Origin of the sequence: Stutzerimonas stutzeri SDM-LAC (genome assembly GCF_000235745.1) — a bacterium.
GTDB classification, from domain to species: Bacteria; Pseudomonadota; Gammaproteobacteria; order Pseudomonadales; family Pseudomonadaceae; genus Stutzerimonas; species Stutzerimonas stutzeri_H.
The window spans coordinates 25,963-40,326 of the sequence record NZ_AGSX01000184.1 but is presented as its reverse complement, the minus strand read 5'-3'; the positions used below and the strand labels follow the sequence as shown (position 1 = coordinate 40,326).

Annotated in this window: 10 protein-coding genes; 3 read left to right on the top strand and 7 right to left on the bottom strand. The window is 60.9% G+C overall.

The features are described 5' to 3' along the window. Both PSTU_RS0118200 and PSTU_RS0118195 read right to left on the bottom strand, forming a co-directional pair. The gene (locus tag PSTU_RS0118200; RefSeq protein WP_019342450.1) at window positions 1-1,338 is read right to left on the bottom strand and encodes a Na(+)-translocating NADH-quinone reductase subunit A; all 1,338 of its coding nucleotides are present in this window, start codon (window positions 1,336-1,338) and stop codon (window positions 1-3) included. Window positions 1,339-1,660: 322 nt separating this feature from the next. Beyond that, complete coding sequence (locus PSTU_RS0118195) at window positions 1,661-3,112, bottom strand: glyceraldehyde-3-phosphate dehydrogenase (RefSeq protein ID WP_019342449.1); 1,452 nt, start codon at window positions 3,110-3,112, stop codon at window positions 1,661-1,663. A 158-nt stretch (window positions 3,113-3,270) separates the two neighbouring features. Between PSTU_RS0118195 and mfd the strand changes: the two genes are divergently transcribed. The 3 genes from mfd to PSTU_RS0118180 are packed head-to-tail and all read left to right on the top strand — an operon-like array spanning window position 3,271 to window position 10,537. After that, on the top strand, window positions 3,271-6,717 hold the full coding sequence (gene mfd / locus PSTU_RS0118190; protein WP_019342448.1) for a transcription-repair coupling factor: 3,447 nt from the start codon (window positions 3,271-3,273) through the stop codon (window positions 6,715-6,717). A gap of 39 nt (window positions 6,718-6,756) precedes the next feature. Beyond that, entirely contained in the window at window positions 6,757-10,041 is a 3,285-nt protein-coding gene (locus PSTU_RS0118185; protein ID WP_019342447.1) for an SNF2-related protein, read from the top strand. A 10-nt stretch (window positions 10,042-10,051) separates the two neighbouring features. After that, on the top strand, window positions 10,052-10,537 hold the full coding sequence (locus tag PSTU_RS0118180) for a GNAT family N-acetyltransferase (protein WP_019342446.1): 486 nt from the start codon (window positions 10,052-10,054) through the stop codon (window positions 10,535-10,537). A 56-nt stretch (window positions 10,538-10,593) separates the two neighbouring features. Here PSTU_RS0118180 and wrbA read toward each other — a convergent pair whose 3' ends face one another. The 5 genes from wrbA to PSTU_RS0118155 all read right to left on the bottom strand — a co-directional run bounded on the left by wrbA (window position 10,594) and on the right by PSTU_RS0118155 (window position 14,112). Then, complete coding sequence (gene wrbA, locus PSTU_RS0118175) at window positions 10,594-11,193, bottom strand: NAD(P)H:quinone oxidoreductase (RefSeq protein WP_019342445.1); 600 nt, start codon at window positions 11,191-11,193, stop codon at window positions 10,594-10,596. 54 nt (window positions 11,194-11,247) lie between these two features. Further along, complete coding sequence (locus PSTU_RS0118170) at window positions 11,248-11,946, bottom strand: pirin family protein (RefSeq protein WP_019342444.1); 699 nt, start codon at window positions 11,944-11,946, stop codon at window positions 11,248-11,250. Window positions 11,947-12,084: 138 nt separating this feature from the next. Beyond that, on the bottom strand, window positions 12,085-12,960 hold the full coding sequence (locus PSTU_RS0118165; protein ID WP_019342443.1) for an alpha/beta fold hydrolase: 876 nt from the start codon (window positions 12,958-12,960) through the stop codon (window positions 12,085-12,087). Between the two features lie 79 nt (window positions 12,961-13,039). Continuing rightward, window positions 13,040-13,750, bottom strand: coding sequence for an LrgB family protein (locus PSTU_RS0118160; RefSeq protein WP_019342442.1), 711 nt, complete (start codon window positions 13,748-13,750; stop codon window positions 13,040-13,042). Continuing rightward, window positions 13,747-14,112, bottom strand: coding sequence for a CidA/LrgA family protein (locus PSTU_RS0118155; protein ID WP_019342441.1), 366 nt, complete (start codon window positions 14,110-14,112; stop codon window positions 13,747-13,749). Before PSTU_RS0118155 ends, PSTU_RS0118160 begins: the two co-directional genes overlap by 4 nt. Window positions 14,113-14,364 lie beyond the last annotated feature (252 nt).

Sequence of the window (14,364 nt, the reverse complement as noted above, 5' to 3'; positions counted from 1 at the left end):
TTAACCCTCCTTCTCGATACGGGTCAGATTGTCCCGCAGGATCGGGCCGTACTCGTACTTGCCAGCACAGACGTAGGTGCACAACGCCAGGTCTTCTTCATCCAGCTCGAGGCAGCCCAATTTTTGTGCAACCTCGGTGTCTCCAACGATCAAGGAGCGCAGCAGCTGGGTCGGCAGCATGTCGAGCGGCATGACCTCTTCGTAGTTACCGACTGGAACCATGGCTCGAGGACTGCCGTTGGTGGACGTGGAGAAGGCGAACTTCTTGCCACCCATCAGCTTGGAGATATAGATGTTGAGGATCGAGTGCTTGTCACTGCCGGCGCGCAGGTAGTGCAACATCTCCCGCTCCTTACCTTCACGCAGGCAGGAGACCTGCTGGTGGTAACGACCGAGAAAGGCGAAAGCGCCATGTGCGGTACGACCACCCAGGACAGATCCAGAGACGACACGGTTTGCGCCAGGCTGCAGCTCGCCAGCGGTCAATTCATCGAGATTGGCACCCAGCCGGGTGCGCAGCAGACGCGGAGTCTCGACGACCGGGCCGGCCAACGAAACCACGCGCTCCACCGACAGCTTGCCAGTCAGAAACAGCGCACCGATCGCGATGACGTCCTGGTAACCAATTGTCCACACGCTTTTGGAAGCGCTGACTGGATCCAGGAAATGAATATGCGTACCGGCCAGACCGGCAGGATGCGGACCAGCGAAGCTCTCCGTCTGAACTTTCGCAATCTGCTCGCCGGCCAGCGAAGCCCCTTCGGCTTTGCACAGAAACAGCTTGCCCAGATTGCCGAGAACCTTTAGGCCTGCTTCGAAATCAGCAGCTCGCTCCGCGATGATCACTGCCGGATCGGCAGCCAACGGATGCGTGTCGATGGCAGTAACGAAGATCGAGCTGGGCACAGCATCGACAGCCGGAACCTTGCTATACGGGCGAGTGCGCAACGCAGCCCAAAGACCGGCCTGCTGCAGATTCTCACGAACCTTCTCGTTACCCAAGCCTTCCAGCTCGGCTGAGCCGTACTGATTGAAAGAGACCTCTTCGGTACCTTCCAAATCGATGACGACCGATTGCAGGACGCGCTTCTCGCCACGATGAATCGCAGCGACCACACCAGCCCCAGGCGCGGTGAAATGGACGCCAGGTGTCTTCTTGTCGGAAAACAGTACCTGTCCCAATTTCACGCGATCACCGACCTGAACTTCCATGGTCGGTTTCATGCCAGGGTAATCAAACCCTACTACGGCGACGCTTCGCACGGGCCTTCCGGCCTCGATACGCTGCGCCGGCGCACCTGCAATGGGCAAATCTAGCCCACGTTTTATATTGATCATCGGCTCGCCTAACCACTGATTTTGAAAGACTTTTTTACAGGCCCAGCGATTTAGCTGAAGGTCGAATTGCACGACGCACACCGAAACGTATATCGGCGCGACGCTATGCCACGGGCCCAGGTAGAAATCCGCCCGATTATAGAGGCCACGACCCGCGACTGACCACCCAAGGCCTTCCAATTTTTTGACTCAAGACAAGTGGTCATCCGTAACCGACTATTGACGGTTCGAGTACAAGCCGTCGAGCGCAGCGCCTATGGAGAACCAAAAAAAACGAAAACGGGAGCCGAAGCTCCCGTTATTTGCGGTTAAACCTAGGTGTTTAGCGCGGGAAGGCAGGTGGATTAACCCCAGCCATGTCTTCCATCACACGCACCACCTGGCAGCTGTATCCAAACTCATTGTCATACCAGACATACAGAACGACACGGTTGTCGCTGCAGATCGTTGCCTCGGCATCCACCACGCCAGCGTGACGGGAACCTACGAAGTCGCTCGAAACAACCTCCTGCGAATTGACGTAATCGATCTGCTTCTGAAGATCCGAATGCATGGCCATCTGGCGCAGGTACTCGTTGATCTCTTCGCGGCTCGTGGCCTTTTCCAGGTTTAGGTTGAGGATCGCCATCGAGACGTTCGGCGTCGGAACCCGAATGGCATTACCGGTCAACTTGCCCTTTAGCACCGGCAGCGCCTTGGCAGCGGCTGTCGCAGCACCCGTTTCGGTGATGACCATGTTCAGCGCAGCGCTACGACCACGACGACTGCCTTTGTGGAAGTTGTCAATCAGGTTCTGGTCGTTGGTGTAGGAATGCACAGTCTCGACGTGACCGTTGACAATGCCGTACTGGTCATTGACCGCCTTGAGCACCGGCACAATGGCGTTAGTGGTGCAAGATGCCGCGGAGACTATCTTGTCGTCAGCGGTAATCGCGCCATGGTTGATGCCATGAACGATGTTCTTCAGCTCGCCCTTGCCCGGCGCAGTCAGCACAACCCGGTCGACACCTGGGCACTTGAGGTGCTGACCGAGGCCTTCGGCGTCACGCCATTTGCCGGTGTTGTCCACCAGCAGCGCATTCTCGATGCCGTACTGGGTGTAATCCACCGAAGACGGGTCGTTCGAGTAGATCACCTGGATCAGGTTGCCGTTCGCGGTGATGGTGTTGTTTTCCGCATCGATATGGATGGTGCCTTCGAACGGACCATGTACCGAATCGCGACGCAGCAGGCTGGCGCGCTTGACCAGGTCGTTTTCAGCACCCTTGCGCACGACGATGGCACGCAGACGCAGGCCATCACCGCCGCCAGTCTTCTCGATCAGGATGCGGGCCAGCAAGCGACCGATACGACCGAAGCCATACAACACGACGTCCGTGCCCTTATGAACGCCCGTGGTGTTGCGCTTGCCTGCCACCTCAGCGAGCTCGTCACGCACGAACTGGTCAAGGCTGCGGCTATTTCCCTCAGCCTTGAACTTCGCCACGACTTTACCCAAGTCCACCGAAGCGGCGCCAAGGTCCATCTGACTCATGGTGGTAAGAATTTGATGAGTTTCATTGACGCACAGCTCGGCCTCGTCAGCCTGACGGTGACGCGCAAAACGATGTGCTTTGAGCAGTGCGATGACCGAACGGTTGATCAACCCGCGGCCGTAAATGGAAGTCACCACGTTGTTGTTACGATACAGCTGACCAATCAGCGGAATCATCGCTTCGGCGAGGGCTTCTCGATCAATCCATTCACCAAGACACTGGTCGGGCTTCTGAGTCACGGGCAGTTCCTTCCAACATGTAGGGGCTGAGAAAAAGGGCTACATTATGCCGCCGCACCCTAGCGCCGGCAATCTGTGCAGCCGAAACACTGACAGCGTCCCGCGCGGATAGTTACAATCCTGGCGGTCCATTTTATCGACCGGAGCCACGCCCACTCGTGTCCGTATTGCGCCTTCCACCCATGCCTGCCGCCAGCGGCAAGCAAACCTGGGGCAACCTCCCTGGAGCCGCGCTGAGCCTGGCCATTGCCGAAGCAGCCAGCAACGCAGATCGATTCACGCTCCTTCTCACCGCCGACAGCCAGAGCGCCGAACGCCTGCAGGAAGAGCTCGCTTTCTTTGCGCCTGAGCTGCCGGTTCTGCACTTTCCCGACTGGGAGACGCTGCCCTATGACGTGTTTTCACCGCATCAGGACATCATCTCCCAGCGGATCGCAGCGCTCTATCAGCTGCCGGAACTAACCCACGGCGTCCTGGTAGTCCCCATCACAACAGCGCTACACAAGTTGGCCCCGAAGCGGTTTCTGCTCGGCTCCAGCCTGGTGCTGGATATTGGCCAAAAGCTCGATGTCGAACAGATGCGTGCCCGCCTTGAAGCGGCCGGTTACCGCTGCGTAGACACGGTGTACGAACATGGCGAATTCGCCGTTCGCGGCGCACTGATCGACCTGTTTCCGATGGGCAGCCCCCTGCCCTACCGCATCGACCTGTTCGACGATGAAATCGAAACACTGCGCACATTCGATCCGGAAAATCAGCGCTCAATCGACAAGGTCGATTCGATCCGCCTGCTGCCGGCTCGCGAGTTTCCGCTGAAGAAAGAGTCGGTCACCGGATTCCGCGCGCGCTTCCGTGAACGCTTTGATGTGGATTTCCGTCGTTGCCCGGTCTACCAGGATCTGTCTACTGGCATCACCCCGGCCGGGATCGAGTACTACCTGCCGCTGTTCTTCGATGAAACTTCAACGCTGTTCGATTACATGCCAGAGGACACTCAGGTGTTTTCGCTGCCCGGTATCGAGCAGGCCGCGGAGCACTTCTGGAAAGATGTCCGTACTCGCTACGAAGAGCGTCGCGTAGACCCGGAGCGGCCATTGTTGCCGCCGGCCGAATTGTTCATGGCGGTCGAGGATTGCTTCGCGCACCTGAAGCTCTGGCCGCGCGTCGTCGCCAGCCAGGACGATGTGGAAAGCGGCATCGGCCGTGAACGTTTCGCCGCCAGTCGCTTTCCGGAACTGGCGATCGACGCCAAGGCCAGTGAGCCGCTCGGTGCGCTTCGCCGTTTCCTCGACGAGTTCCCCGGCCGCGTGCTTTTCACCGCCGAATCGGCCGGGCGCCGGGAAGTGCTGCTAGAGCTGCTGGCGCGCTTGAAGCTACGTCCACAGGAAGTTTCGGGCTGGCCGCAGTTCGTCGAAAGTAGCGAGCGTCTGGCCATCTCCATCGCGCCTCTGGACGACGGCTTGCTGTTGCAGGATCCGGCTATCGCGCTCATCGCCGAAAGCCCGCTGTTCGGCCAACGCATCATGCAGCGCCGTCGGCGTGAAAAAGGTCGTGATGCCGGCGAAAACGTCATCAAGAACCTTACCGAGCTGCGTGAAGGCGCGCCGGTGGTTCACATCGACCACGGTGTCGGTCGTTATCACGGCCTGGTCACGCTGGAAATCGAAGGCCAGGCGGCCGAATTCCTCATGCTGCAGTACGCCGAGGACGCCAAACTCTATGTGCCGGTCTCCAGCCTGCATCTGATCGCCCGCTACACCGGCAGTGACGATGCGCTGGCGCCGCTGCACCGACTGGGTTCGGAAACCTGGCAGAAGGCCAAGCGCAAAGCCGCCGAGCAGGTTCGCGATGTCGCCGCCGAACTGCTCGACATCTATGCCCGTCGCGCCGCACGCGAAGGCTACGCCTTTGAAGATCCGCAGCTGGATTACGAAACCTTTAGTGCCGGCTTCCCCTTCGAGGAAACACCGGACCAGCAGGCCGCCATCGAAGCCGTACGTCACGACATGCTCGCGCCCAAGCCCATGGACCGCCTGATCTGCGGCGATGTGGGCTTCGGCAAGACCGAAGTCGCCATGCGAGCGGCCTTCATCGCGGTGCACAGCGGCCGTCAAGTGGCGGTGCTGGTGCCCACCACCCTGCTCGCCCAGCAGCACTACAACAGCTTCCGTGACCGTTTCGCCGACTGGCCGGTGCGCGTCGAAGTGATGAGCCGCTTCAAGTCCGCCAAGGAGATTCAGGCCGCGGTCGACCAGTTGGCCGAAGGCAAAGTCGACATCCTCATCGGCACGCACAAGCTGCTGCAAGACGATGTGAAGTTCACCAACCTGGGCCTTGTGATCATCGATGAGGAACACCGCTTCGGGGTGCGCCAGAAGGAACAGCTCAAGGCGCTGCGCAGTGAAGTGGACATTCTGACTCTGACCGCCACGCCGATTCCGCGCACGCTGAACATGGCCGTCGCGGGGATGCGCGATCTGTCCATTATCGCCACGCCGCCGGCGCGTCGACTGTCAGTACGCACCTTTGTCATGGAGCAGCAAAACTCCGTGATCAAAGAGGCGCTACTGCGCGAGCTGCTGCGCGGCGGCCAGGTCTATTACCTGCACAACGATGTGAAAACGATCGAGAAGTGCGCCGCCGACCTCGCCGAATTGGTCCCGGAAGCGCGTATCGGCGTAGGCCACGGGCAGATGCGCGAACGTGAACTCGAACAGGTGATGGGCGACTTCTACCACAAGCGCTTCAACGTACTGATCGCCTCGACCATTATTGAAACGGGCATCGACGTACCGAGCGCCAACACCATCATCATCGAGCGCGCCGACAAGTTCGGGCTGGCCCAGCTGCATCAGTTGCGCGGTCGGGTCGGGCGCAGTCACCACCAGGCCTACGCCTACCTGCTGACACCACCGCGCAAGCAGATGACGCCGGATGCTGAAAAGCGCCTGGAAGCCATCGCCAATGCACAGGATCTTGGGGCTGGATTCGTCCTCGCCACCCACGATCTGGAGATTCGCGGCGCAGGCGAGTTACTGGGCGACGGTCAAAGCGGGCAGATTCAGGCGGTCGGCTTCACCCTCTATATGGAAATGCTCGAGCGCGCGGTCAAATCCATTCAGAAAGGTGAACAGCCGAACCTCGATCAACCTCTGGGTGGCGGCCCGGAAATCAACCTGCGCGTTCCGGCGCTCATCCCGGAAGACTATCTGCCGGATGTGCATGCACGCCTGATTCTCTACAAGCGCATCGCCAATGCTGCCGATGAGAACGGCCTGCGCGAACTGCAAGTGGAGATGATCGATCGGTTCGGACTGCTGCCGGAGCCGGCCAAGCACCTGGTCAGGTTGACCTTGCTCAAGCTACAGGCCGCCAGCCTTGGCATCACCAAGATCGACGCCGGGCCTCAAGGCGGGCGTATCGAGTTCGCCGCGGACACCAGCGTCGATCCGATGGTGCTGATCAAGCTGATCCAGAGCCAGCCCAACCGCTACAAGTTCGAAGGCGCCACGATGTTCAAGTTTCAGGTGCCGATGGAGCGTGCCGAGGAGCGCTTCAACACGCTCGAAGCATTACTCGAACGGTTGTCTGTGGAGAAGCCGTAACGATGTCGAAGACGCCCGTGTTCGCCATCCGACCCACCGATGCAGGGTGACTTTCTCCCCAACCTGCCAGCCGCGTGGCGATTACCGTTTTCTGAAAACGCAATCGCCAGGGGCCAGCAGTACGCAGCGGAGAACCGCATCCGGATTGTGCGCGAGGACTCGCGGTACGTTGAGGCGACATGCCGCGGTTCAGCAGGCAGCGTCTACCGTCAGTCGCTTGAGTTGTCCCGCGACGGCCGGCTCAGCTGCATCTGCAACTGCCCGGTTGGTCGTAACTGCAAACATTGCGTAGCCCTGATCGCGACTCTCGAAGCGCAATCCGAGCGCTTGCCCGCCAAGCAGAGCGAGCAGTCCGGTGAGCGCTTCACTGACCGGCTGGAACAGTGGCTATCGCAGCTCCCGCAGGCGTTGGGCGACAACCTCCAAGCCGGCCAAGGCTGGTGCCTGCACTATTTGTTATGCCCTGACTTCTCCATAGAGGTCCACAAAGCGCGCCAGCACAAAGACGGCACCTGGGGCGAGCGACAGCCCTACTACGGTCTGCGTGAGGCCAGCTTTCGCCAGCCAAGCTTCATGCAGCCGCTGGATCTACGCATTGCTGCACTGGTTACGCTGGGCCGCACGTCAGGTAACGGGTTCAACCCGAATGGAGAAAACGGCGGAGAAACCCTGCGGCTGATTCTCCAGACCGGTCGCGCCTTTCTCAGCTGGGACCAGCCACCTCTGCAGCCCGGAAGAACCCGCCAGGCACGCTTCAGCTGGAACGAGCAATCCGATGGCAGCTTCAAGCCTGGCCTGGACATGGCCGACACCGACGGCGAGCTGATTACGGCAGTAGACCCGCTGTACTACATCGACAGGACTCGGAACGAACTGGGCTTGGTCGAGCACGGCCTGCCGACATCACTGGCCCGCCACCTTCTCGATGCACCTGCGGTGCCGTCCGCCCAGGCCGCCCTGTTCAGCCTGACGCTGCATGAAATCGCCCCCCAGCTGCCGGCCCCCGCCAAGCCTGAAGAACACCGGGTTGATGACCTGCTCCCCCTGCCCCACTTAAGCCTCGGCAGTCATCAGGCGGTCAACTATCAGCCCAGCAGCGGGCGAATGGTCAGCGAGCACCAGCACCGTGCCGGGCTGAGCTTCCTCTATGGCCGCACCCAGGTTCACGGCAAAGCCAAGCCAGGCCAGCGCGTACGCCAGACCGAAGGCGCCCGCGTGTTGAGCATCGCGCGCCAGCCAGACGCGGAACAGTCGCTGCGCCAGCTGTTGCAGCAACTGGGTTTCCGACCTGCCCTGCGTCAGAGCCTGGCGCTTCCCAAGGACTCGGCAGAGATGTTCGAGCTGCCGAACGAGGCGGCCTGGCTGAACTTCACGCAAATCCAGCTCGCCCCGCTTCGCGAGCAAGGCTGGCAGGTCGTCATGCAGCCCGGATTCGCCTATGACCTGACGCCGATTGATGCCTGGTACGCCGAGGTCGACGAGCCACCCGAGCACAGCTGGTTCGACCTGGAACTGGGCATCATCGTCGAAGGCGAGCGGATCAGTCTGTTGCCGGTGCTGCTCAGCCTGATCAGACGCAACCCGGCCCTACTTTCAGCACACGCGCTGGCGCAACGCAGCGACGACGAGACCCTGCGGGTACAACTTGACCGACGCCGTAACGATGATGAGCAGCCGTTACAGGTATTGCTGCCATTTGGTCGTTTGAAGCCCATCCTTGCGACACTTTCCGAGCTTTATCTGCAGGAACAGCCAAGCGGCGAACACCTGCGATTGGAGCGATCCGATGCAGCCCGGCTGGCAGAGCTGGATTCGCTGCCCTTGCAATGGAATGGCGGCGAGTACCTGCGGAATTTCGCCCAGCGACTTCGCGATTACCGCGAAGAAGACATCCGCCCTCTGCAGGGTTTGAACGCAACGTTGCGCCCCTACCAGCTGGACGGTGTGCGCTGGATGCAAACGTTACGGACCCTGGAAGTCGGCGGCATTCTGGGCGACGACATGGGCCTGGGTAAAACCTTGCAGACACTCGCCCACCTGTTGCTGGAGAAGCAAGCCGGCAAGCTGGACCGGCCCTCGCTCGTGGTGATGCCCACCACGCTCATCCCCAATTGGCAGGATGAAGCGGCCCGTTTTGCGCCATCGCTGAGCGTTGCGACCCTGCACGGGACGACGCGCCGACAGCTCTTCCAGCACCTGGGCGACTACGATCTGCTGCTCACCACCTACGCACTGTTGCCCCGAGATATCGACCTGCTCGCAGAAGTCCCGCTGCATGTGCTGGTGCTCGATGAGGCTCAGAACATCAAGAATGCCAGCAGCAAGGCGGCGCAAGCTGCCGGACGGCTGGATGCCCGCCAGCGCCTCTGCCTCACCGGAACGCCGCTGGAAAATCATCTAGGCGAGCTCTGGTCGCTGTTTCATTTCCTCATGCCCGGCTGGCTGGGTGATACCAAGCAATTCAACCGGGACTACCGCACGCCCATCGAGAAACACGGCGACGCCGAACGACTGGAACATCTCATCAAGCGGATAAAACCCTTCCTGCTCAGGCGCCGTAAAGAACAGGTCGCTCAGGAGCTGCCGCCGAAAACCGAGATCCTGCACTGGATCGAACTCAGCCCGGCTCAGCGTGACCTCTATGAAACCGTACGACTGGCCATGGACAGCAAGGTCCGCGAGGAGATCGACCGCAAAGGCCTGGCGCGCAGCCAGATCGTCATTCTCGACGCGCTGCTCAAGCTGCGCCAGGTCTGCTGCGACCTGCGCCTGGTCAAGGGCGAAGCAGCCCGGCCAGTCCGTGGCGGCACATCCGGCAAGCTCGACAGCCTGATGGAGATGCTGACCGAACTGCTCGCCGAAGGCCGGCGAATCCTGTTGTTTTCACAGTTCACCTCGATGCTCGCGTTGATTGAACAAGAGTTGCAGAGCCGCACCATCGACTACGTTCAGATCACCGGCGAAACCAAGGACCGTCGCACGCCCGTCGAGCGGTTCCAGAACGGAGAAGTCCCGCTGTTTCTGATCAGCCTCAAAGCCGGTGGCACAGGGCTGAACCTGACCGCAGCGGACACCGTGATTCATTACGATCCCTGGTGGAACCCGGCCGCGGAAAACCAGGCCACCGACCGCGCCCACCGCATCGGCCAGGACAAGCCGGTGTTCGTCTACAAGCTGATCGCCCGGGCCACCGTGGAAGAGAAGATTCAGCAATTGCAGCAACGCAAAGCCGACCTCGCGGCAGGCGTGCTGGATGCCGGTGACAGCGGCGGCTGGCAACTGGAACCCGGAGATATCGAAGCGCTGTTCGCGCCGCTGCCCTAGGAGAACGGACATGCGCCGACTGGTTGTCCCTGCCGATTTCGATCGCATCTACGACATCTACATGCACGAATGGGTGGTGCCTTTCCTCGGCTTCGAGCCGATGCCACGCGCGGCTTTCAGCAAGGTGTTCGACCCGCTGTTCGAGAGCGGCTGTTTCTACCTGTACGAGGTCGACGGCGAAGTGATGGGCTTCTACCAGGCGCAGCGGCATGTCGGGCGCACCGCCCATGTGGCCTACCTGGGAACCTTGGCCGTGGCGCCGGAAGCGCAAGGTCGGGGTGTCGCCGTTGCGATGATGCAGGACGCGATCTCGCGGCTGTGGCAAGCGGGCATCACCCGGATCGAGCTGACAGTTGAGGCGGACAATCGCCGTGCCATCGCGTTTTATGAACGCCTGGGCTTTGTCCACGAGGGTACCCAGCGGGCAGCCTACAAACGTGCCAGCGACTCCGATTATGTCGACGAACTGATGTACGGGCTGCTGCGCAACGATTGATTGCGGGCCGCCGAGTGCCGGGCGAGCCAAGCCGCCTCGGCACCATGGGCAGTCGATCAGCCTTTCAGCTTCACCGTGGTCTGAGCCACTAGCTCGCCCTGATAGCGGGCAATGGTCAGCTCCTTGTTCGAAGGCTGACGCGAGCCATCACCGCCAGCGATAGTCGAAGCGCCGTAAGGCGTTCCGCCGTTCATTTCGGAAATATCGAAGAACTCGCCAATACCGTATCCGGTCGGCACGATGATCATTCCGTGGTGGGCCAGAGTGGTCCAGGTGGACGTGATCGTCATTTCCTGGCCGCCGCCGGTGCCGGTCGAGGTAAATACGCTGGCGACCTTGCCATGCAGCGCGCCCTTGGCCCAGAGGCCACCGGTCTGGTCGAGGAAGGTGCGCATCTGGCTCGACATGTTGCCGAAGCGGGTCGGCGTGCCAAAGATGATCGCATCGTAGTCGGCCAGCTCCGTCGGGCTGGCGATCGGTGCCTGCTGATCGACCTTGCCGCCGGCATTCTTGAACGCGTCCTGCGGCATGGTTTCCGGCACGCGCTTGATAGTCACCTCAGCGCCGTCAACACGGCGGGCACCTTCGGCAACCGCGTTGGCCATGGTTTCGATGTGGCCATACATTGAGTGGTACAACACGAGAATCTTCGCCATTTTGGTTTCCTCTTTCTGGGTTGGTTTTCGGTTTGCTACTGGGAGTCGCCAGGTTCAGCGCACGTCGATCAGCACGATTTCACTGTCCCCCAAAGCCTTGATGCTCAGCCGCGCCTCATCTCGCACTGCGACGCCATCACCTGCAGCCGCAACTCGCTCACCTACTGCGATACGCCCGCTGGCAGGCACCAGGTAGACCTTCCGGTCCGGGCCAATGTCGTACTCGGCAACCTGACCTGCCGAAAGTGTCGCGGCAACCAGACGGGCATCGGCTCGTATGGGCAGGGCGTCGCCGTCTTCGGCCATGCCGCTGGCCAGAGTGACGAAGCTGCCAGCCCGGTCGCCTGCTGGAAACGGCCGTGTGCCCCAGGCGGGCGGTAAGCCGGACTGGTCCGGATAGATCCAGATCTGGAAGATCTCGGTGGTTTCGTCTTCAAGATTGAATTCGCTGTGGGCGATGCCGGTGCCAGCGCTCATCACCTGAACATCACCCGCCACGGTCCGCCCGCGGTTACCGAGGCTGTCCTCGTGGGTGATCGCACCCTTGCGTACATAGGTGATGATTTCCATGTCCCGGTGCGGATGGGTCGGGAAGCCGGAATGCGGCGCGATGCTGTCGTCATTCCAGACACGTAGATGGCCCCAGTGCATGCGCGCCGGATCGTGGTATTCAGCGAACGAGAAGTGGTGACGCGTATCCAGCCATCCGTGTTGAGCAGCGCCAAGGTCCGCGCGGGGACGAATATCGATCATTACAGAAGCCTCAAAGTCGTGCCGCTCGAGGTAGCGCCGAGCGGCGGAATGAAGTCATCTTCTATTGGATTGACGAGTACATGGTTGGATTATTCAGCACAAACCAATCGCAAAATTCGATACATTTTGGTTAACCCGTCAGCCGAGAAAAGCCAACACTTCTTCCAGAAGCAACTCGGGAACTTCCTCAGGCAAATAGTGGCCTGCCGGCAACGCCCTGCCCCGCACATCCTGCGCCACCGCACGCCATTCCTTCAGCGGATCGAAGCATCGCTCAATAACACCGCGCGCGCCCCAGAGCACCAGCAACGGCACCTGGATCACTCGGCCAGCGGAGCGATCAGCACGGTCATGCTCAAGGTCGATACCGGCACTGGCTCGATAGTCCTCGCAGAACGCGTGGATGGTGCCGGGCAGTTTCATGCAACGCAGGTATTCGGCATAAGCCGCCTCAGCGAATGGGTGCACATGATCGACACGAGTCGCCACGGCGCTTTGCAGCACGAGCTCGGGGTTCGCTTCGAGCAGGGTTTCCGGCAGCGGCGCCGGGCGGATCAGAAAGAACCAGTGCCAATAAGCACGCGCGAAGGTTTCATCGGTCTGGCTGTACATGGCCAGGGTCGGCGCAATGTCCAGCAGGATCATTCTCCGTACCGCCTCAGGATGATCCATCGCCAGCCGATGGCTGACGCGCGCACCGCGATCATGGGCGAGAATATCGAAGCGTTCGAAGCCCAGGGAGCGCATCAGCTCGACTTGATCCCGCGCCATTTCGCGCTTGCTGTAGGCGACGTGGTCCTCGCCGCCGTCGGGCTTGCTGCTATCGCCGTAACCACGCAGGTCCGCCGCCACTACGGTAAAGCGTTCAGCCAGCTGATCGGCGATTTCGTGCCAGATCACATGGGTTTGCGGGTAGCCGTGCAGCAGGAGCAGGGGCGGACCGGAGCCGCCCTTCCGATAGTTGATCCGAACGCCATTGACTTCGCACTCGCTACGCTGGAACTGCTCGAACATGGGTTCGCTCCTGAGATGGAAGTCCTAAGCGTAGGCGTAGCCGAAACAATCGCAACAGCTATGAGGCAGCAAAACAGCGTCAGCCCAGCGCCAGCGGCAAGAACAGCGCGATCAGAATGCCCAGCAAGCTCATGCCCAGCGCGGCGAAGGCGCCACATTCGTCCCCCTCCTCCAGCGCCCGGGCCGTGCCGATGGCGTGTGCGTTGATGCCGTAACTCAAGCCTCGCGCCGCCGGGTGATCGACGCCCGCCCAGCCCAGCAGCAACGGCCCCAGGGCGGTGCCGATGACGCCGGTGAGCATGACGAACACGGCGGCCAGCGACGCCAGGCCACCCAGTTGCTCGGCCACCAGCATGGCAATCGGCATGGTTGCAGCCTTGGGTGACAGGCTCATCAAGACGGTCAGGTCCGCGCCTAACGCACCGGCGATGGTCAGCGTCAGAACAACGCCAAGCACCCCGCCGCTCACCAGCGTAATCAGGATGGGCCAGAACAGCTGCTGAATGCGGCGAATGTGACGGTACAACGGCACCGCCAACGCGACGGTCGCAGGGCCGACCAGGATGGCGATCATCGACGCATCAACCCGATACCTCGCATAGTCGATGCCGCACAGGTACAGCGTGCCGACCACCAGCAGCATACCGACCATCACCGGCTGCAGCACCAGCCAGCCGCTGCGCTGATAGAGCGTCAGCGCCAGCTGAAACGCGATCAAAGTGAGCCCCACGGAGAACAGCGGGTGATCCAGCGTCATGCTCCAGACGCTGCGCCAATCGATACCGCTCATGCCTGGTCCTCCCGCTGCCGATCCATTCTTCTGATCAGCGTCTGCATCAGCCAACCACAGAACGGCACGGTTACCACCAGCGCCAGGACCAAACCGGCGGCAATAGCCGGCAGGTCGGCGAGCAGCGCATCGCTGCTGGTCATGATCCCCGCCGCCGGCACGATGAGCAGCAACGGCAGATACAACAACAGCAGCGCAGCGGTCTTCTCGATGGATTCAGGAATGCCTCGCCGCAGCAACAACAGAGCAAACAGCAACACCATGCCAATGATCGGGCCCGGCAGTGCGGGCAGCAGCGAGAGGTGGATGATGCTACCGAGCAATTGCAGCACGACCAGCCAGGTCAGGCCTTTGAGAATCATCAGGGATCCTTTTAATACAGCGGAACGGAATAGGTAATCATGCCGGGAACGGCCGCCGACAGCACGCCTCGGCGTGACAGCCGGAGACTATCGCCCGCGACCACTGCGGCGAAACAGGTGCAGATTCGTTGAAAAAAATCGAATCAGATGGCTGGCTCCTGCTGTGGCCTGGTGTCGCAGCTGCGGGAGTCAGATCGCGCTGGAGATTCCCGCAGGCCTGCCAACCAATCTGTCACGGCCAGGAAAGATGCT